This is a genomic window from Ruegeria sp. D3 (assembly GCF_056534465.1).
The window spans coordinates 233259-252267 of sequence record NZ_JBQFPK010000004.1; the positions used below are offsets into that span (position 1 = coordinate 233259).

At 57.7% G+C, this 19009-nt stretch carries 17 protein-coding genes; 13 read left to right on the top strand and 4 right to left on the bottom strand.

The window, feature by feature from the left end; all coding sequences use genetic code 11:
• The first annotated feature begins 22 nt into the window (after positions 1-22).
• From ACR0DX_RS08085 to ACR0DX_RS08105, 5 genes are all read left to right on the top strand, one after another.
• Entirely contained in the window at positions 23-931 is a 909-nt protein-coding gene (locus tag ACR0DX_RS08085; RefSeq protein ID WP_170352476.1) for a DMT family transporter, read from the top strand.
• Positions 932-1019: 88 nt separating this feature from the next.
• A complete protein-coding gene (gene betI, locus ACR0DX_RS08090) occupies positions 1020-1592 on the top strand; it encodes a choline-binding transcriptional repressor BetI (protein WP_170352477.1) in 573 nt (190 codons plus the stop codon).
• Complete coding sequence (gene betC, locus ACR0DX_RS08095) at positions 1589-3097, top strand: choline-sulfatase (RefSeq protein WP_480845724.1); 1509 nt, start codon at positions 1589-1591, stop codon at positions 3095-3097. The genes betI and betC overlap by 4 nt, the downstream gene beginning before the upstream one ends.
• Positions 3098-3185: 88 nt before the next feature.
• A complete protein-coding gene (gene betA / locus ACR0DX_RS08100) occupies positions 3186-4844 on the top strand; it encodes a choline dehydrogenase (RefSeq protein ID WP_170352479.1) in 1659 nt (552 codons plus the stop codon).
• Between the two features lie 78 nt (positions 4845-4922).
• Positions 4923-5162, top strand: coding sequence for an HP1242/YdcH family protein (locus tag ACR0DX_RS08105; RefSeq protein WP_170352480.1), 240 nt, complete (start codon positions 4923-4925; stop codon positions 5160-5162).
• Between the two features lie 74 nt (positions 5163-5236).
• On the opposite strand, the gene ACR0DX_RS08110 is transcribed toward ACR0DX_RS08105, so the two are convergent.
• Both ACR0DX_RS08110 and ACR0DX_RS08115 read right to left on the bottom strand, forming a co-directional pair.
• Positions 5237-6637: a helix-turn-helix transcriptional regulator gene (locus tag ACR0DX_RS08110; RefSeq protein ID WP_170352481.1), complete on the bottom strand. Its 1401-nt coding sequence runs from the start codon at positions 6635-6637 to the stop codon at positions 5237-5239.
• A gap of 65 nt (positions 6638-6702) precedes the next feature.
• Positions 6703-7908, bottom strand: a complete 1206-nt coding sequence (locus tag ACR0DX_RS08115) for a multidrug effflux MFS transporter (RefSeq protein WP_170352482.1) — start codon at positions 7906-7908, stop codon at positions 6703-6705.
• 184 nt (positions 7909-8092) lie between these two features.
• Between ACR0DX_RS08115 and ACR0DX_RS08120 the strand changes: the two genes are divergently transcribed.
• From ACR0DX_RS08120 to ACR0DX_RS08130, 3 genes are all read left to right on the top strand, one after another.
• The gene (locus tag ACR0DX_RS08120) at positions 8093-9625 is read left to right on the top strand and encodes an acyl-CoA carboxylase subunit beta (RefSeq protein WP_170352483.1); all 1533 of its coding nucleotides are present in this window, start codon (positions 8093-8095) and stop codon (positions 9623-9625) included.
• A gap of 262 nt (positions 9626-9887) precedes the next feature.
• Complete coding sequence (locus ACR0DX_RS08125; RefSeq protein ID WP_353393756.1) at positions 9888-10217, top strand: DUF6497 family protein; 330 nt, start codon at positions 9888-9890, stop codon at positions 10215-10217.
• 136 nt (positions 10218-10353) lie between these two features.
• Entirely contained in the window at positions 10354-10707 is a 354-nt protein-coding gene (locus ACR0DX_RS08130) for a hypothetical protein (protein WP_170352485.1), read from the top strand.
• An 86-nt stretch (positions 10708-10793) separates the two neighbouring features.
• Here ACR0DX_RS08130 and ACR0DX_RS08135 read toward each other — a convergent pair whose 3' ends face one another.
• Positions 10794-11951 carry a DcaP family trimeric outer membrane transporter gene (locus ACR0DX_RS08135; RefSeq protein WP_170352486.1) on the bottom strand — a complete coding sequence of 386 codons (1158 nt, stop codon included), beginning with the start codon at positions 11949-11951 and terminating at the stop codon, positions 10794-10796.
• Positions 11952-12601: 650 nt separating this feature from the next.
• Between ACR0DX_RS08135 and ACR0DX_RS08140 the strand changes: the two genes are divergently transcribed.
• Entirely contained in the window at positions 12602-12805 is a 204-nt protein-coding gene (locus tag ACR0DX_RS08140) for a hypothetical protein (RefSeq protein ID WP_170352487.1), read from the top strand.
• A 114-nt stretch (positions 12806-12919) separates the two neighbouring features.
• The gene (locus ACR0DX_RS08145; protein ID WP_170352488.1) at positions 12920-14965 is read left to right on the top strand and encodes an acetyl-CoA carboxylase biotin carboxylase subunit; all 2046 of its coding nucleotides are present in this window, start codon (positions 12920-12922) and stop codon (positions 14963-14965) included.
• 76 nt (positions 14966-15041) lie between these two features.
• Here ACR0DX_RS08145 and ACR0DX_RS08150 read toward each other — a convergent pair whose 3' ends face one another.
• The gene (locus tag ACR0DX_RS08150; RefSeq protein WP_170352489.1) at positions 15042-15488 is read right to left on the bottom strand and encodes a DUF4174 domain-containing protein; all 447 of its coding nucleotides are present in this window, start codon (positions 15486-15488) and stop codon (positions 15042-15044) included.
• Between the two features lie 169 nt (positions 15489-15657).
• Here ACR0DX_RS08150 and scpA point away from each other — a divergent pair, with 169 nt between their 5' ends.
• The 3 genes from scpA (at position 15658) to ACR0DX_RS08165 (ending at position 19008) form a co-directional block, all read left to right on the top strand.
• Positions 15658-17784 (top strand): methylmalonyl-CoA mutase, encoded by a 2127-nt coding sequence (gene scpA / locus ACR0DX_RS08155; protein ID WP_170352490.1) that lies wholly within the window; start codon positions 15658-15660, stop codon positions 17782-17784.
• A gap of 100 nt (positions 17785-17884) precedes the next feature.
• Entirely contained in the window at positions 17885-18487 is a 603-nt protein-coding gene (locus ACR0DX_RS08160) for a VOC family protein (protein WP_170352491.1), read from the top strand.
• Complete coding sequence (locus ACR0DX_RS08165; RefSeq protein WP_170352492.1) at positions 18484-19008, top strand: GNAT family N-acetyltransferase; 525 nt, start codon at positions 18484-18486, stop codon at positions 19006-19008. The genes ACR0DX_RS08160 and ACR0DX_RS08165 overlap by 4 nt, the downstream gene beginning before the upstream one ends.
• Position 19009 lies beyond the last annotated feature (1 nt).

The window sequence follows — 19009 nt, forward strand, 5'->3', positions numbered from 1 at the left end:
TATTCAGTGTTGAACCGTTAACATGACAACTCTCACCGCCCCCGCTCGGCCTGTTGCTGGCATGTTCTGGATGTTCTCGGCCGGGTTGTCTTTTGTGGTCATGACAGCGTTGGTCAAGTCGTTGGGGTCCAGCATGGATCCGATACAGGCTGCTTTCCTGCGGTTCGTTTTTGGGTTGGTCTTCCTCTTGCCCGCGCTGCGCCTGATCGTCTCGACACCGTTGTCGCGCAAGCACCTGACCCTGTTCGGGATACGCGGGATTGTTCACGCAGTATCGGTGATGTTCTGGTTCTATTCCATGACCCAGATACCCTTGGCCGAAGTCACAGCGATGAACTACATGACCCCGGTCTACGTGACACTTGGTGCGGCGCTGTTTCTGGGCGAGCCACTGGCGTTTCGCCGCATCGCTGCCATTGGAGTAGCCCTGATTGGGGTTGCCATCATCCTCAGGCCCGGCTTTCGAGAGGTTTCGCCGGGACATATCGCTATGCTGATGACCTCGCTGACGTTAGGGGCGTCATATCTGCTGGCCAAACGGCTAGTGCAGGACCTGCCGCCCTCAGTCGTAGTGGCGCATATGTCTATCTGGGTGACACTCGCACTGATCCCTTTCGCGGTGGCCGTCTGGACGCCGCCTAGTCTGTATGACCTCGGCGTGCTGTTTCTGGTCGCCAGTTTTGCCACTCTGGGCCATTACTTCATGACGCTGGCACTGCAGGCGGCACCCGTGGCGGTGACGCAGCCGGTCACGTTTCTGCAGCTGATCTGGGCGACCCTCATGGGTGCGCTGGTGTTTCACGAAAGCGTCGACATCTGGGTCGTTGCCGGAGGCACTCTGATTCTGTCCGCCGTCAGCTTTATTGCCTGGCGCGAAGCCGTTCTGAACCGCAGCAGCCTGACGACACCCAGTATCGCTCCGAAACTGTAGCTGTTTCCGAAGGAATAAGGTGTTATTGATTGACGGGTCAATAAAAACCTCTTAGCGTTTTTTCATCTTGCGCAGTGGAGGGGTAACGATGCCAAAACTCGGAATGGAGCCGATCCGTCGGGATGCGATCGTCAAAGCCACGATTGCCGAATTGGGGGCGAAGAAATCCCTTGATGTCACTGTTAGCCAGATCGCCAAACGGGCCGGTATGTCCAGCGCGCTGGCGCATCACTATTTCGGAGGCAAGGACCAGATTTTTCTAGCCGCTATGCGCCGTATCCTTTCGGATTTCGGGGCCGAGGCCCGGCAGGAGTTGAAAGGCGCCGCACCCAATGAGCGTGCTCAGGCGATTATCCGGTCCTGTTTTGCCCCGTCCTGCTTTACGCCTGACGTGATCGCAGCTTGGATGACCTTTTACGTGCTGGCACAAACCAATGATGAGGCGCTGCGTCTGTGGCAAATCTATCAGGCGCGTATTCGGTCGAACTTGATTTATGCGTTGCGCCCTTTGCTGTCCGATCCGATTGAGGCGGCAGAGGATATGGTCGCGCTGATCGACGGCCTGTATATCCACGCCGCCCTTAACGCGCCTGAAAAGCCGGAACGTGCGGTCAACCACGCGATGCGTGTGCTCGATACTTTTCTTGAGGCTGAAACATGACACAACCTAACATTCTGATCCTGATGGTGGATCAGTTGAACGGGACCCTCTTTCCGGATGGTCCCGCAGACTGGCTGCATGCACCGAACCTCAAGAAACTGGCAGCGCGGTCCACGCGGTTTGCCAATGCCTACACAGCCTCACCTTTGTGTGCGCCGGGTCGGGCCAGTTTCATGTCCGGGCAGTTGCCTTCGCGCACCGGCGTCTATGACAACGCGGCCGAGTTCCGCAGCGACATCCCCACTTATGCGCACCATTTGCGCCGGGCTGGGTACTATACCTGCTTGTCAGGCAAGATGCATTTCGTTGGTCCCGATCAATTGCACGGGTTCGAGGACCGCCTGACCACTGACATCTACCCCGCCGATTTCGGCTGGACGCCCGATTATCGCAAACCGGGCGAGCGGATCGACTGGTGGTATCACAACATGGGTTCGGTGACGGGTGCCGGCGTGGCCGAGATTTCCAACCAGATGGAATATGACGACGAGGTCGCATATAACGCCAAGGCCAAGCTCTATGATCTGGCGCGCGGCAAGGACGATCGCCCATGGTGCTTGACCGTCAGCTTTACCCATCCGCATGATCCCTACGTGGCGCGTCGGAAATATTGGGATCTGTATGAGGATTGCGAGCATCTGCTGCCCGAAGTTTCGGACCTTGGCTATGACAATCAGGACGCGCATTCCAAACGGATTTTCGACGCGAATGACTGGCGTAGCTTTGACATCTCTGAGGACGATATCCGAAAGTCCCGCCGGGCCTATTTCGCCAATATCTCGTATCTGGACGATAAGATCGGCGAAATTCTCGAAGTGTTGGAAACCACGCGGCAAGAGGCAACGATCCTGTTTGTCTCGGACCACGGCGACATGCTGGGTGAGCGGGGCCTGTGGTTCAAGATGGCCTTCTTCGAGGGCTCGTCGCGGGTGCCGCTGATGATCTCTTCGCCCGATTTACCAGCGGGTCGGATTGAGGCGCCGGTCTCGACCATCGACGTCACGCCGACGCTTGGCGCGCTTGCAGGTGTCGACATGGCCGAAATCGCACCATGGACCGATGGCGAAGACCTCGTGCCGCTGGCTAAAGGCGCCGAGCGGACTGCGCCCGTGGCGATGGAATATGCGGCCGAGGCGTCATACTCGCCGCTGGTTTCGCTGCGGTATGGCAAGTGGAAATACAACCGTTGCGCGTTGGACCCCGACCAGTTGTTCGACCTTGAGGCCGATCCGCATGAGTTGGAAAATCTCGCCGAAAAACCTGAACATGCAGGCACCTTGCAAACCCTGCGTGCCAAGTCCGAGGCGCGTTGGGATCTAAACCGGTTCGACGAAGATGTACGTGCCAGTCAAGCCCGCAGATGGGTGGTGTATGAGGCGCTGCGGCAGGGGGGGTACTACCCTTGGGATTATCAGCCCCTGCAAAAGGCATCCGAGCGTTACATGCGCAACCACATGGACCTGAATGTCGTCGAGGAAAGCCAACGCTTTCCCCGCGGAGAATAACAAACTGATTTAGTAATACCCCCTTCGGTTCGGCCAAGGTTTTTCGACGGAAAATCTTGGTGCACCGGTGGGAAACGGAGACCCGAAAATGGAAGCAGATTTCGTCATCGTCGGCGCAGGTTCCGCAGGCTGCGCGATGGCATATCGGTTGAGCGAGGCAGGGGCCTCGGTTCTGGTGATCGAGCATGGCGGAACGGATGCTGGGCCGTTCATCCAGATGCCGGCTGCACTGAGCTATCCGATGAATATGTCGCGCTACGACTGGGGCTATCAGTCCGAGCCTGAGCCGCATCTGAACAACCGTCGTTTGGCCTGTCCACGCGGCAAGGTGATCGGAGGGTCTTCCTCGATCAACGGCATGGTCTATGTGCGCGGCCACGCGCGGGACTTTGATACCTGGGCCGAGATGGGGGCGGATGGGTGGTCCTATTCGGATGTGCTGCCCTATTACAAACGCATGGAGACCTGGCACGACGGTGGGCACGGGGGCGACACGGCGTGGCGCGGCACCGATGGTCCGCTGCATGTGTCGCGTGGGCCGCGCGAGAATCCGCTGTTCAAAGCGTTCGTCGATGCGGGCCAGCAGGCAGGGTACGAGGTCACGGGCGACTATAACGGCGAAAAGCAGGAAGGCTTTGGCCCAATGGAGCAAACCGTTTGGAAGGGGCGGCGCTGGTCGGCGGCGAATGCGTATCTGAAGCCTGCGCTCAAGCGCGACAATTGCGATATTGTGCGGGGTCTGGCGTCGAAGGTCGTAATCGAGAATGGCCGTGCGACCGGAGTTGAACTTGTGCGCGGTGGTAAGACTGAGGTCATTCGCGCCCGGCGCGAGGTGGTGTTGGCGGCGTCGTCCATCAACTCACCCAAGCTGCTGATGTTGTCAGGGATTGGCCCGTCGGCGCATCTGGCCGGGCATGGGATTGAGGTGGTCGCCGATCGTCCGGGTGTAGGTGCGAACCTTCAGGACCATCTTGAGCTGTACATCCAGCAGGCATCGCTGCAGCCGATCACGCTGTATAAACACTGGAACCTGATCAGCAAGGGCTTGATCGGCGCGCAGTGGCTGTTTACCAAAACCGGGCTTGGCGCATCGAACCAGTTTGAAAGCGCGGCGTTCATTCGCTCGCAGCCGGGTGTCGAATATCCTGACATTCAGTACCACTTCCTGCCGATTGCCGTACGCTATGACGGGCAGGCGGCGGCCGAGGGGCATGGGTTCCAGGCGCATGTTGGGCCGATGCGGTCGCCGTCGCGGGGTGCTGTGACATTGCGATCCAAAAGGGCCGAGGATGCCCCTGTGATCAAGTTCAACTACATGAGTCATGAGGCGGATTGGGAAGACTTCCGCACCTGTATCCGCCTGACCCGCGAGATTTTCGGGCAGGAGGCGTTCAAACCTTATGCCGGCAAGGAAATCCAGCCCGGTGCTGACGTTCAAACAGATGATGAATTGAACGCTTTCATCGCCGAACATGCCGAGAGCGCCTATCACCCATGCGGAACTTGTCGGATGGGGCGTGCGGATGATCCAAACGCGGTTGTCGATCCTGAAGGCCGCGTGATCGGTGTGGATGGGCTGCGGGTGGCCGATAGTTCGGTTTTTCCTCAGATTACCAATGGCAACCTCAATGCGCCTTCCATAATGGTCGGGGAGAAGGTCTCGGATCATGTGTTGGGGCGTAACCCGTTGCCCAAGGCCAATGACCGGCCATGGATTCATCCTAAATGGGCGACAGCACAGCGGTGATTTGATCCGCGTCAAAGCGGGGTAGCGCAGACATCTATAAACCTGAATCGCAACGACTAATCTAAGGAGCGAACAGGAATGTCCAACACCCCGCATGAACTGGCCGAAGAGTTTCCGGATAAAGTTGAGGTGATGAGCCAGCTCAAGCAATCAGACGCTCACTTTGCGCGGCTGGCAGAGGAGTACCATGAGATCAACCGCGTGGTGCACCGAGCCGAAACCAATGTCGAGCCCATGGAGGATTTGGCCGAAGGTGAATTGCGCAAGAAGCGCGCGGTTCTAAAAGATGAGATCTGGGCGATTTTGTCCAAAGCATAAGCCAAAAAGGCGGGGGCTCTGCCCCCGTCGCGGCACGCAGCGCCTCCCCCGGGATATTTCAGGCTAAGTGAAGTTCAGGTGACTTCGTAAGGCAAGGTATTGCGGGTATGGGCGTCGATGGTCAGGCGACGTTCGAGTGGTGGAACCGAACGCTGGTGGCAGTTCTGCCTTTCACAGATACGGCAGGATATTCCGATTGGTTCGTAGGCGCTGGCGTTACTGATATCCAGATTATCTGCATAGACGAGCGCTTCGGCGTGCCGGACTTCACATCCAAGCGCGATGGCGTAGCGACGCACAGGCGCGCCGAAGGATCCCCCGGATTTCGAAACGTCCCGCGCCAACGAGATGTATTGAACGCCATCGGGGGTTTCCGCTAGTTGCCGCAGGAAATGGCCCGGTGTTTCAAAGGCGCGGTGCACGTTCCAAAGGGGGCAGGCGCCGCCAAAGCGGGCGAATTGCAGGCGTGTGGCCGAGTGGCGTTTGGTGATTGTACCGGCCTGATCGACACGGACAAAGAAAAACGGAATACCCTTGGCACCGGGACGTTGCAGTGTCGAAAGGCGGTGAGCGACCTGTTCGATTGAAGCCCCAAAGCGGTTGCTGAGCAGTTCCAGATCATGGCGGTAGTCTTGCGCGGCCCCAAGGAATGCGCTGTAGGGCATTAGGGATGCGCCTGCGAAGTAGTTGGCGAGGCCGATCTTGGCGATGGCGCGGGCTTCATCCGTTTGGAATTTGGCAAAGTCCAACGTCGCTTCCAGCAGCTTGTCCTGGTTTATCAGGGCGACTTGCAGCAAAAGCTGGAACACCTGCGTTTGAGGCGTGCTGCGCGAGGACAGAGACAGGGTTTTGCTGTCAGCGTCATACCGTCGGGTTTCTTTGATATCAGCAATGTGTACCCGAATATCCCTTTCTCGCAGGCTGCTGATCGCCGCATCGCGAATGCCGCCGGTTTCTTGTGCGATTGACGCGAAACGCTCGGCCGCCCGATCCACGGCGTCAATGTAGTTGTCGCAATAGTGGAAGAAATCCCGGACCTCTTCCCAGGGGCTGGCTTGAATTTGCGCATCTTCACGCCCCAATGCTTCGTCCAGCGATGCAAGCCGTTCGTGGGTCTGCCGATAAGTTCGGTGCAAAGCGATAAACGCGCGGGCCAACGCAGGCGCATTTGATGCCGCCAGCCGCAGATCGGCCAACGGGGGCATTGCATCGTCAAAGACCGGATCGGCGAGTGCTTCGCGCATGTCTGACACAAGGCGTTCGCTGTCGCCGGTGCTTAACTCGGTCACGTCCATGCCGAATTCCTGCGCCAATGCCAGAACAACCGTGGTCGAGATGGGACGGTTGTTGTTCTCCATCTGATTAAGATAAGGGAGCGAAACCCCAAGCTTGGCGGCGAATTCCTTTTGGGTCAGGGTCAGGCGCGTACGCATCTCGCGCAGTTTCGCGCCTGCATAGAGTTTCTGGGTCGCCATGGCGCGCCTTTGCAACTATTCCGTTGTGGGAAATTAACTTTGCAAATCGCGGGGCGCAAGCATTGCTAGAGTCCCAGATGACGTTCCCGCCGGATTACAGATGTAATTGCAAAGACAGCCAGCAAGGCGGTTATCAGCATCAGCCATAGCAAGGGCATCGCCCCTGTTTCGCGGGTCAACAGCGACCCGGCCAGTGCGCTGAGACCAGCCCCACCCGCCAGCATGATAGCGCCGCTCAGCCCCGCGGCCGTTGCTGCCAGATGTGGGCGCACTGACAGAGCGCCCGAAGTGGCGTTCGGGATTGTCATGCCATTTCCAAGGCCAACGAATGTCATAAGCCCAAAGAAACTAAGGGGTGTGCCTAGCCCAAACAGGAACAAAAGCGCCGACAGAAAAACGCCAGCGGCATTCAGGATGCAGCCCCGCAGGACCATTCGGTTGACACCAAATCGGACGGAATACCGACCGCTTAGGAAGTTGCCGGCAAAATACCCAATCGCAGGCGCGCCAAAATACACGCCAACTTCTGCGGCTGACATTCCGAATATCTCGGTCCCGATAAATGGAGCTCCACCGAGGTAGGCGAAGAAGGCACCTGACGACAACGCAGAGGATAGCGAATACCCCCAAAAGCGAGGAGACGTCAGCAGTTCAGGATACTCTCGAAACTGTTGCAGCAGGGTCTTTCCGCTTTTGGCTGAGGTTTCTCCGAAGTCTTTGAAGCACAGGATCAGCGTCAATGCGCCCAAACCGAAAGGCAGCCAGAAATTAGCCTTCCATCCGAGGGATTCTTCCAGCAGCCCTCCGATCGCGGGGGCAATCATCGGGACGACCGCCATCCCCATAGTCACGTAGCCAATCATCGAGGCAGCCTGATCCTGATCGTAAAGATCCCGCACGGCAGCCCGGCTAAGCACCATGCCGACGACTATTATCGCCTGAGACATCCGAAACGCCAGAAAGACCGTGGCGTTCGGCGCGTAGATGCAGCCCAATGTCACCACCAGGAACAGGGTAAGGCCATACAACAAAACTGGCCTGCGGCCGGCCTTGTCTGCGATCGGTCCGATAAGAATCTGCAACACCGCGCTGACCATAAGGTACAGGGCGATCGAAAGCTGCATGACCTTGTAGTCTGTCTGGAAATAAACAGCCATGTTTGGCAGGCTGGGAAGATAGAGATTCAGACTAAGTGCCGACAGCCCTGACAATAGCACAAGCGTGGCAATAGATGGGGGTGAGCGTCGAGTGGAAGATGATCTGAACTGCATAGTTCAATTGTATAGTCCGCGATTTTGGGATTGGCATCAGCATTGTGATCTCAGCGTTGAAATTTGCTGATTTGCATTATGCTATCGATAAATGTTCAAAGATTTGCAAATTTGCCGAAAGTTGCTTTGGGCTGGCAAGCATAACGTATAGTGTCCCGCCAGATTACATTAGGGGATCACTGTCATGAAAGACATCCTGACCGAGCTTGAAGACCGCCGTAACAATGCCCGTTTGGGTGGTGGTCAAAAACGGATTGACGCTCAGCATGCGCGCGGCAAGCTGACTGCGCGGGAACGTATCGAACTGCTGTTGGATGAAGACAGCTTTGAAGAGTTTGACATGTTCGTCAGTCATCGCTGCACCGATTTTGGTATGGAAAACCAGAAACCTGCGGGCGATGGCGTGGTCACCGGCTGGGGCACGATCAACGGTCGGATGGTTTATGTGTTCAGCCAGGACTTTACCGTATTTGGCGGGTCTCTTTCGGAAACGCATGCCCAGAAGATTTGCAAGATCATGGATATGGCGATCCAGAATGGCGCACCAGTGATCGGCATCAACGACTCGGGCGGCGCGCGGATTCAGGAAGGCGTCGCCTCGTTGGCGGGCTATGCCGAGGTGTTCCAGCGCAACATCATGGCTTCGGGCGTGGTGCCGCAGATCAGCGTGATCATGGGGCCCTGTGCAGGTGGCGCAGTGTACAGCCCGGCGATGACCGACTTTATCTTTATGGTCAAAGACACCTCTTACATGTTCGTAACTGGCCCTGACGTGGTGAAGACTGTCACCAATGAGGTCGTTACCGCCGAAGAACTGGGCGGCGCATCGACCCACACCAAGAAATCGTCGGTCGCGGATGGCGCCTTTGAAAACGACGTTGAAGCGCTTGCCGAAGTGCGCCGACTGGTCGATTTCCTGCCGATCAACAACCAAGAGAAACCCCCAGTCCGTCCGTTCTTTGATGAACCCGACCGGATTGAAACCTCGTTGGATACCTTGATCCCGGACAATCCGAACACGCCTTACGACATGAAAGAATTGATCACCAAAGTGGCGGATGAGGGCGACTTCTACGAGATTCAGGAAGACTACGCCAAAAACATCATCACCGGTTTCATTCGCCTCGAAGGGCAGACTGTCGGTGTTGTCGCCAACCAGCCGATGGTTCTGGCCGGGTGTCTAGACATCGACAGCTCGCGCAAGGCGGCGCGGTTCGTGCGGTTCTGTGACTGCTTTGAAATTCCGATTCTGACCCTGGTGGATGTTCCGGGCTTTTTGCCGGGCACGTCGCAGGAATATGGCGGTGTCATCAAACACGGTGCAAAACTGCTGTTTGCCTATGGTGAGGCGACCGTTCCGAAAGTCACCGTGATTACCCGCAAAGCCTATGGCGGGGCTTATGACGTTATGGCGTCGAAGCACCTGCGTGGTGATTTCAACTATGCGTGGCCGACAGCCGAGATTGCGGTGATGGGTGCCAAGGGCGCGACCGAAATCATCCACCGCGCCGATCTGGGCGATGCCGAGAAAATCGCGCAGCACACACAAGATTACGAAGACCGTTTCGCCAATCCATTCGTTGCTGCCGAACGTGGCTTCATCGACGAGGTGATCATGCCGCAATCGACGCGGCGTCGCGTTTCGCGCGCTTTCGCAAGCCTGCGCAACAAAAAGCTGAAAAACCCCTGGAAAAAGCACGACAACATCCCGTTGTAAGTGCTTGGGCGGGGTCGGTTTCTAGTCAACTCGACCCCGATTGCCTTTGGCAGTCCTAGGTAACGAAGACCTGACAGGGACTTGAGTTTGACATTGAGGGCAAAGCTGATAAATGAGTGCTCTTACCAGATATAGAAAAGCGCGGGCCAAAAGCCATGCGCGCGCGATCCCGGAGAGAGGAGCTCACCTGTGGTGGGTCCGGGGTCGCGCCTTTTGTCTGGGCCTTTTGACCCTGTCATCCCCTGTAGTTGCGGAAACCAATTTGGCTGTCCCTTCGGGTCAGCCCGTGCATCTGAGCGATGTTCTGTTGGACAACAACCCCGGCGAACTTTGGGTCCGTTTCCGCTTTGTTGCTCCGAAGATCGGTTCCGACGTAGGCCGTATCGGCTATGACGTCGCCTCGGTCGATATGGAGCACCTGTGCCATACGCTGGCCGTCGCTTATGTCGCTGAATACGATTTGGAACCGGCACGCGTAGTGATCTCGCTGTCTGATAGGCCAACGGAATTTGGACAAGCCGCACCTGACGCCACGCAGTATTTCGAAGCCTACCGATTGGAGCAGGCGCAGTGTATCTGGGAGGGGCTCTGATCATGAGACCCGGTTTTCAGATCGTCAGAGCGTTACTGACCAGCAATGCGGCTTTGGAGGTGCGCAAGATGAACTCATCCATCACAGGATGCGATTTCGAAGTTTTTGGGGACATTTACGTCAGCGGAGGAGCAACATGCTGAAGCACCGCGGATTTCCCGGTCGTTTGGCCGGAACAGATTTCCAATTCACAATCCGCCGGGCCAATCCCAAGGGTGTGACGCCGCTAACCAGACGTGAAAGGTTCCGTGATCGCAAACCGGCCGACCGCCGGGCGGATGCGGGATTTATGGAGGCGCTCTGGCAACATTTCGGCGACCAGCCTTTTGAGAGGGGCAATCTGGATGCCGGTCGTCTTAGCTGGTTGTTCGAGCGTGAAGTCATTCCAGCCGAGGATCCTTTTGATCCGGCCAGCTATGACGCATTGCTGGTGATCGATCCTGACGCTGCAAAGCTGTCGTTTCCGGATGTTTTCGACGGACTGCGCTGATTTTGACCTATCTGGCCGTATATCCTCACGCGGGCAATGCTCCGTGGAAAACCCTGCCCCGATGGGGGCAGGGTCGTGATATGCGATCAGAAGTTCAACTGCGCCGCAACTTGAACGCGGCTGCCGTCAAAGTCATCGCCCGAGTTCACGTCGTTCCGCTCACCGTAGATGTATTCGGCGCTCAGTGTCAGAGTCTCGGTCGCCTGATAGAAGGCGTTTACGTGGATCGTCTCAAGCTCGGTAAATGCCAGATCACCAGTCGAGGTTGCCAAGTCATAGTCCTCGTAACCGTAGGCGATACCGACGTTCCATTTCGGACCGATGTCCTGACGCAGTTCGACGGTGAAGCCGTCAACATCGTTGGCTTCGCCGTTGACCACCGCATCACCCAAGCCGATCAGCCACGGTCCAAGCGCCTGACCGGTCACGTAGTTGACCTGGAACAGGCCGCCCTGCCAAAGCCGCGCCGATCCGGACAGAGTCACACCCCATTGGTCGACTTCATTGATGCCGGCGTCGTCCTGGGCTCGACCGTAAAGACCGGCAATTCGGGCGACGTAGGTGCCATCATTGTATTCGGCCGACGCGGTGAAAACCGGATCATCCGAGTTGGAGCTACCGACGTTTTCCTCGATGGAGAGTGCAAATTCGGCATTTTCAGAGAATGCGTTAGTGTAACGGACCTGCGGAACACGGGCGAAGGCGATACCAACGGGACCGTTGAATTCAACCGAGGTCGGATAGGTGTCCAAGGGCTGGAAGTTGGTCCAGAACTGGCCGATCAACCACTGGTCGCCGATACGGATATTGGCGTGACGCAAACGCAGTTCAGCAGCGCCGCCGCCTGCAAACAGGTCAAGCTCCAACTGACCGCCGATATCGCCAATGGCGCTGGGCGTACTGGTGAGCAAGCCGATCCGCGACTGACGGACGGTTGCGCCAAAGGTGCCGCTGGTCTCAGCGGAAGGTTCACCAATTACGTTAACGAACGCTGTATCGCCTTGGTCGAAGTCGAAATCGTAGAAGAAGTCGGCTTTGACATAGCCATAGACGTCCAGTGTCGTATTCCCGATCCTAAATTCACCGGGTGTCGCGTTCGGTCCCTGAGATTCCAAGGCTTCGATCCGGAGGCGAAGTTTCTCCAGTTCGGCCTGCGTATTCGCATCCTGGGCATAAGCAAGCGTGCCAGTCACACTAAGCGCAGTAGCAGCGAGCAGAGATGCCGTTTTTCTCTTTGTAATCATTTGGATGTTTCCTTGTGTGCGAGTGTGCACGCGCAACGTTCCACGCCGACGATTTTCAGGGAAATCACGAGATTGGGACAATCAAACGCAAAAATCTCAAGAAAATTTGTGGGAAAAGCGGACCTGGATCACAGCAAGGTGAACAGATCGGTTAACCTTATGAGTGCAGTGTTTTTTTTCGTCGCTATCGCGTGCGCAAAACGTGATGCTGCAAGTGCAAAGCTTGTTTTTCGGGTCAACGTTTGTAACGGGATTGTGACGAACATTCGCGTGAGTCCCCGTGAATATGCGCGAAACAGCGTCGGCGCAAAATTGCGCGGCTTTTCCTTGAATGGGCAGATTCCAGCCGGAAAAATTGCAACTCGTGAATCACAGTTTGCAGGTGCAACCACACCGTGCATGGTGGCCAAGCCGTGCGGCTCTACTTTGCCTGCGCCGCACATGCACCTACTATTCCGTACCCCTTCCTTCCGCGGGCAGGCTTGTGAGTTTCACAAATCCCTGCCCGCGTTTTTCTTTGCGCACACGGAGAGGAATCGACGGCATAAAGCTGCGCATATTTGGCCTAATACCTGTCTGTTATTGAATAGCGGTACACGAACCGCGCATCTGGCTTCGACTGATTCAAACCAACAGATGAGGCAGAAATCATGCGACTCTCGAAACTTGCGATTGCATTTGCGACCTGCGCCGGGCTTGCAGCCTGTGGCGACACCACGGGCGAACAGGCGATCTTGGGCGGTGGCGCCGGCGCGGTCGGCGCGGCGGTGCTGCAATCGGACCCGCTCTTTGGGGCCGTGGTCGGCGCGGCCGGCAACGTGCTGTATTGCAAGACGCAAAACAACTGTAGCTAACGAAGTCATCGGGGCTTACTCGGCCTCGACCGTCATCGCTGATCACGCCGTCGTGGGGTTAAGTCCCTGCGGCGGCGTGTTACGTTTTTCGAACACCAAGACAAAGGACGTTCCATGTTCAACAAGATACTGATCGCCAACCGGGGCGAAATCGCCTGCCGGGTCATCAAGACTGCGCGCAAGATGGGTATCGGCACCGTTGCCATTTATTCGGACGCGGACCGCAACGCGCTGCACGTATCGATGGCGGATGAGGCCGTTCATATCGGCCCGCCCCCTGCGAACCAGTCCTATATCGCGATTGACAAGGTCATGGACGCGATCCGTCAAAGCGGCGCGCAGGCGGTACATCCCGGTTATGGCTTCCTGTCGGAAAACTCCAAGTTCGCCGAAGCGCTTGATGCCGAAGGCGTGGCTTTTGTCGGTCCCCCAGTCGGCGCGATCGAAAGCATGGGCGACAAGATCACCTCGAAGAAAATTGCGCAGGACGCAGGCGTGTCGACCGTGCCCGGTTACATGGGGCTGATCGAAGACGCGGAAGAGGCAGTGAAGATCTCGAACGAGATCGGCTACCCGGTCATGATCAAGGCCAGCGCCGGTGGCGGCGGCAAAGGCATGCGGATCGCGTGGAATGACGACGAGGCGCGCGAGGGTTTCCAGTCGTCCAAGAACGAGGCCGCGAATTCCTTTGGCGATGACCGGATCTTCATCGAGAAATTCGTAACCCAGCCGCGCCATATCGAAATTCAGGTTCTCTGCGATAGCCACGGCAACGGCATTTATCTGGGCGAGCGTGAATGCTCGATCCAGCGTCGGAACCAGAAGGTTGTGGAAGAGGCCCCGTCGCCCTTCCTCGACCCCGAGACCCGCAAGGCGATGGGTGAACAGGCCGTCGCGCTGGCCAAGGCTGTAAACTATGCCAGCGCCGGAACGGTCGAGTTCATCGTGGATGGGGACAAGAACTTCTACTTCCTGGAAATGAACACCCGCCTGCAGGTGGAACACCCTGTGACCGAGCTGATCACCGGTGTCGATCTGGTGGAACAGATGATCCGCGTAGCGGCAGGTGAGAAACTGACCATCACCCAAGATGACGTCACCCTGACTGGCTGGGCGATTGAAAACCGTCTGTATGCCGAAGACCCGTATCGCAACTTCCTGCCCTCTATTGGCCGTTTGACCCGCTATCGCCCGCCGATGGAAACGGCGGCTGGTCCGATGTTGGTGAATGGCAAATGGCAGGGTGACGCGCCCGAAGGCGAGGCCGCAGTGCGTAACGATACCGGCGTTTTTGAGGGCGGCGAGATCAGCATGTACTATGACCCGATGATCGCCAAGCTCTGCACTTGGGCGCCGACCCGGGAAGCCGCGATCGAGGCGATGCGTGTGGCGCTGGACAGCTTTGAGGTCGAAGGCATCGGCCACAACTTGCCGTTCCTGTCGGCAGTGATGGATCATCCCAAATTCATCAGTGGCGACATGACCACCGCTTTCATCGCCGAAGAGTATCCCGACGGTTTTGAAGGCGTCACCCTGCCAGAAGAAGACCTGCGCCGTATCGCTGCGTCTTGCGCGGCGATGTACCGTGTCGCTGAAATTCGTCGCACCCGCGTCTCGGGCCGTATGGACAACCACGAGCGCAAGGTCGGCGCGCATTGGAGTGTTGCGCTGCAGGGTCAGGAGTTCGACGTCAAGATCGAAGCGGATAAAGAGGGCGCGACAGTGGCCTTCTCGGATGGCACAAGTCTGCGGGTTGCCTCGGATTGGACGCCGGGCGACCAACTTGCTGTTTTGGATGTCGACGGAGAGGCGCTGGTCATGAAGGTCGGCAAAATCTCGGGTGGGTTCCGTATCCGCAACCGGGGTGCAGACCTGAAAGTGCATGTGCGCCGTCCGCGCCAGGCGGAATTGGCCAAACTGATGCCCGAGAAACTGCCGCCCGATACCTCGAAAATGCTGCTCTGCCCGATGCCCGGCCTGATCGTGAAGATCGACGTTGAACTGGGCCAAGAGGTGCAGGAAGGTCAGGCGCTATGCACTGTCGAGGCGATGAAGATGGAAAACATCCTGCGCGCCGAGAAGAAAGGTGTTGTAGCCAAGATCAACGCAGGCCCCGGCGACAGTCTTGCCGTGGACGATGTGATCATCGAGTTCGAGTGATCATGACGGCACTTTTGTCATACCCCATAGCTCTCCCGGCGTTCCGCGCCGGGGGCTTGGGGCGTGGCGAAGGCTATCAACCGCCCTCGCGCCGTTCGCGAATCTCACGTTCGCGCAGGGGGGTTTTGTCGATGGATCGACCGATCTCACGCACGCTCCACGGGGACGGTTTGCGCAGTTTGACCACGCCGTCCTTGTCGACGAACACCATCTGGAAACCACGCGGGCGCAATTGCGACCGTATCGGGGATTTTGCCGCCGGGTCCGTGTCGGTGATGACAATCACATCGCGGTCACGCATCGCGGCTTCGCCTTCGATCAGCATGTCGATTTGTTGTTGGAAGCGGGGGTCTGCGGGCGTGTCGGCAAAGACGACAATGGGTCTGTTGACCCATAAAAACTCGCTCAACTCGCTGTCACCTGCGGGTCGGACAAATTCATCCTCATCCGGCGCAGACCCGTCGGCAGCCATCGCTGCCAGCGGGATTAGTGCCGAGAAAACAAGGGCAAGCGTTCGTGTCATGGGGCCTCCTGTTCCATCGAATATAGCCCCTGTTCAGATGAATGCGACCAGTGAAATGCAATGCGCGCTCAATTTGTCGCGCGCAGCCCGGATTGGCCGGGCACTTCGAAACATAACTGCGTGCGGGTTCCTCTTCGCGCGCAACCCGAAATAGGAAAAGGAAATCGCCATGACCGATACCAAAGACTGGCAGGCGCTGGCCGAAAAAGAGCTGCGCGGGCGTCCGCTGGAAGATCTGACCAAAGAGACGCTGGAAGGCATCGACGTCAAGCCGCTCTATACAGCCGAGGATACGGCGGATCTGCCGCACATAGGTACGCTGCCGGGGTTCGGCCCGTTCACGCGCGGGGTGAAGGCTACGATGTATGCAGGCCGCCCATGGACGATCCGTCAATATGCGGGTTTTTCGACCGCCGAGGAATCGAATGCCTTCTACCGCCGCAATCTGGCCGCGGGTCAACAGGGCGTGTCGGTAGCCTTCGATCTGGCCACGCATCGCGGTTATGACAGCGACCACCCGCGCGTGGTGGGCGATGTGGGCAAGGCCGGTGTGGCCATCGACTCTGTCGAGGACATGAAAATCCTGTTCGACGGCATCCCGCTGGACAAGGTTTCGGTCTCGATGACCATGAACGGCGCGGTGATCCCGATTCTGGCGAATTTCATCGTGGCGGGTGAGGAACAGGGGCACGACAAGTCCGTGCTGTCCGGCACCATTCAGAATGACATTCTGAAAGAGTTCATGGTGCGGAATACCTATATTTACCCGCCCGAGCCGTCGATGAAGATCATTTCGGACATCATCGATTACACGTCGAATGAGATGCCCAAGTTCAACTCGATCTCGATCTCGGGCTATCACATGCAAGAGGCCGGCGCGAACCTGGTGCAGGAACTCGCCTACACGCTGGCTGACGGACGGGAATATGTGCGCGCCGCGACGCAGGCCGGGATGGACGTGGACAAGTTCGCGGGCCGTCTGTCGTTCTTCTTTGCGATTGGTATGAACTTCTTCATGGAGATCGCAAAACTGCGCGCCGCCCGCACCCTGTGGCACCGCGTGATGACCGATTTCGGGGCGAAATCAGAGCGGTCAAAGATGTTGCGTACTCATTGTCAGACCTCTGGCGTTTCGCTGCAGGAACAAGACCCATACAACAATGTGATCCGCACAGCCTATGAGGCTATGAGCGCGGTTCTGGGTGGCACGCAAAGCTTGCACACCAACGCACTGGACGAGGCAATCGCGTTGCCCACTGATTTCTCAGCCCGCATCGCGCGCAACACGCAGCTGGTGCTGCAAGAAGAAACCGGTGTGACCGATGTGGTCGATCCGCTGGCGGGGTCTTACTATGTCGAAAGCCTGACCAACGAGCTGGTTGAAAAGGCCTGGGCCCTGATGGAAGAGGTCGAGGAGATGGGTGGTATGACGAAGGCTGTCGCCTCGGGGATGCCCAAGCTGCGGATTGAGGAAAGCGCCGCGCGCCGTCAGGCCATGATCGACCGGGGCGAAGAGGTGATCGTTGGGGTCAACAAGTACCGCAAGGAGCAGGAAGACCCTATCGACATTCTGGACGTCGACAACGTCGCCGTGCGCGAGGCGCAGGTCGCGCGCCTGGAACGTATCCGCGCCACCCGTGATGAGGCGGCATGTGAACAGGCGCTGGACGCCCTGACCAAAGCCGCCCAGGAGGGCGGAAACCTGCTGGCTGCTGCGGTCGAAGCCGCCCGCGCCCGCGCATCCGTAGGAGAGATCAGCATGGCAATGGAGAAAGAGTTCGGCCGCCACCGCGCCGAGGTTAAAACACTGGCCGGTGTCTATGGTGCCGCCTATGAGGGCGACGAAGGCTTTGCCGCGATCCAGAAATCCATCGACGAATTCGCCGAGGCAGAGGGCCGCCGCCCGCGCCTGTTGGTGGTCAAGATGGGGCAGGACGGGCATGACCGGGGTGCCAAGGTGATCGCGACCGCCTTTGCCGATATTGGCTTTGACGTGGATGTTGGCCCGCTGTTCCAGACACCTGCTGAGGCGGCGCAGGATGCGGTCGACAATGACGTTCATGTGGTCGGGATTTCGTCTCAGGCCGCGGGACACAAAACGCTGGCCCCGCAACTGGTCGAAGAACTGAAAAAGGCCGGAGCTGAGGATATTATCGTCATTTGCGGCGGTGTGATCCCGCAGCAGGATTATCAGTTCCTCTATGATCACGGCGTCAAGGCGATCTTTGGGCCAGGCACGAACATTCCCGAGGCTGCACAAGACATCTTGCGCCTGATCCGAGAAACCAAAGGGTAAGGCTAAAGATTTTTCGACGAAAAATCTTGTGATCCCGGCGCTTTGACGGAAACATGCGACCAGACCCAAAAGGTCTGGTCGCACTACGTTGGAGGCACTCATGTTACTGGATCATCTGGCCGTCTCAGGCGAAACCGTTGAGGAGGCTGCAGCTCATATCGAAGACGCGCTGGGTGTGACCCTGCAAGAGGGTGGCAAACACGAAGCCTTCGGAACACATAATCGTCTACTAGGGTTGGCCGATGGGTTGTATCTCGAAGCCATTGCAATCGACCCGGCCGCACCCAATCCCGAGCGAACACGCTGGTTCGATCTGGATCGGTTCGAGGGCCCTCCGCGTTTGACCAATTGGATTTGCCAGGTGCCGAATATTGACGCGGCGCTGGATGTGTTCCCCGATGGTGTTGGACATCCAATCGACTTGGCCCGAGGTGCGTTGCGGTGGCAGATGGCGGTCCCACCGAGTGGTCGTTTGCCTTTCGACAACCTGTTTCCGGCTCTTATTCAATGGCATGGCGATCTGCACCCGGCGCGGATGCTAACGCAAAGCGGTTGCCGATTGCGCCGCTTGGAGGTCTCGCATCCGGAAGGTCTGGAGCTTGCGAAACTGTTGGGCCAGATGGAGGGCGTGGTTTTCGACAGCGGTGCTGCGGCATTGCGGGCGGAGTTTGAGACACCGCATGGACCGCGCGTGTTGGAATGAAAATTCGTCAGGCTCAGGTGGCAGACGCCAAGGCAATCGCGGACATTGCGAATGCTATCATTCGGGACACACTGATCACCTTTACGACGGCTGAACGCAACACCGACAGCATTGCAGAGGATATCCGACAACGGGACCGCGCCTATCTGGTGGTTGAAGACGCCGCTTTGGTTCAAGGATTTGCCACCTATGGCCCGTTCCGATCCGGCCCCGGATATGCTCAATGCCGCGAGCATTCTGTTCAGCTATCAGAGCAAGCACGCGGCAAAGGCGCGGGGAGGGCCCTGATGGCTGCACTGGAAGAAGTCGCGCGGCATGAGGGCGTTCATGTGTTGGTCGCCGGCATCTCTTCGGCCAATCCGGGGGCTGAGGCGTTCCATGCAGCGCTTGGGTTCCAACATGTCGGGCGGATGCCCGAAGTAGGATTCAAATGGGGCAAACGGCTGGATCTTGTGCTAATGCAGAAAATACTTGCCCCCAAGCCACTAGTCGCACCTGACACCGGCGTTTTCAAAGGCTAGG

Excerpts from the sequence above, each read along its gene's own strand:
- ACR0DX_RS08085 (WP_170352476.1), top strand. The coding sequence starts at position 23 with ATGACAACTCTCACCGCCCCCGCTCGGCCTGTTGCTGGCATGTTCTGG.
- betI (WP_170352477.1), top strand. The coding sequence starts at position 1,020 with ATGCCAAAACTCGGAATGGAGCCGATCCGTCGGGATGCGATCGTCAAA.
- betC (WP_480845724.1), top strand. The coding sequence starts at position 1,589 with ATGACACAACCTAACATTCTGATCCTGATGGTGGATCAGTTGAACGGG.
- betA (WP_170352479.1), top strand. The coding sequence starts at position 3,186 with ATGGAAGCAGATTTCGTCATCGTCGGCGCAGGTTCCGCAGGCTGCGCG.
- ACR0DX_RS08105 (WP_170352480.1), top strand. The coding sequence starts at position 4,923 with ATGTCCAACACCCCGCATGAACTGGCCGAAGAGTTTCCGGATAAAGTT.
- ACR0DX_RS08110 (WP_170352481.1), bottom strand. The coding sequence starts at position 6,637 with ATGGCGACCCAGAAACTCTATGCAGGCGCGAAACTGCGCGAGATGCGT.
- ACR0DX_RS08115 (WP_170352482.1), bottom strand. The coding sequence starts at position 7,908 with ATGCAGTTCAGATCATCTTCCACTCGACGCTCACCCCCATCTATTGCC.
- ACR0DX_RS08120 (WP_170352483.1), top strand. The coding sequence starts at position 8,093 with ATGAAAGACATCCTGACCGAGCTTGAAGACCGCCGTAACAATGCCCGT.
- ACR0DX_RS08130 (WP_170352485.1), top strand. The coding sequence starts at position 10,354 with ATGCTGAAGCACCGCGGATTTCCCGGTCGTTTGGCCGGAACAGATTTC.
- ACR0DX_RS08135 (WP_170352486.1), bottom strand. The coding sequence starts at position 11,951 with ATGATTACAAAGAGAAAAACGGCATCTCTGCTCGCTGCTACTGCGCTT.
- ACR0DX_RS08140 (WP_170352487.1), top strand. The coding sequence starts at position 12,602 with ATGCGACTCTCGAAACTTGCGATTGCATTTGCGACCTGCGCCGGGCTT.
- ACR0DX_RS08145 (WP_170352488.1), top strand. The coding sequence starts at position 12,920 with ATGTTCAACAAGATACTGATCGCCAACCGGGGCGAAATCGCCTGCCGG.
- ACR0DX_RS08150 (WP_170352489.1), bottom strand. The coding sequence starts at position 15,488 with ATGACACGAACGCTTGCCCTTGTTTTCTCGGCACTAATCCCGCTGGCA.
- scpA (WP_170352490.1), top strand. The coding sequence starts at position 15,658 with ATGACCGATACCAAAGACTGGCAGGCGCTGGCCGAAAAAGAGCTGCGC.
- ACR0DX_RS08160 (WP_170352491.1), top strand. The coding sequence starts at position 17,885 with ATGTTACTGGATCATCTGGCCGTCTCAGGCGAAACCGTTGAGGAGGCT.
- ACR0DX_RS08165 (WP_170352492.1), top strand. The coding sequence starts at position 18,484 with ATGAAAATTCGTCAGGCTCAGGTGGCAGACGCCAAGGCAATCGCGGAC.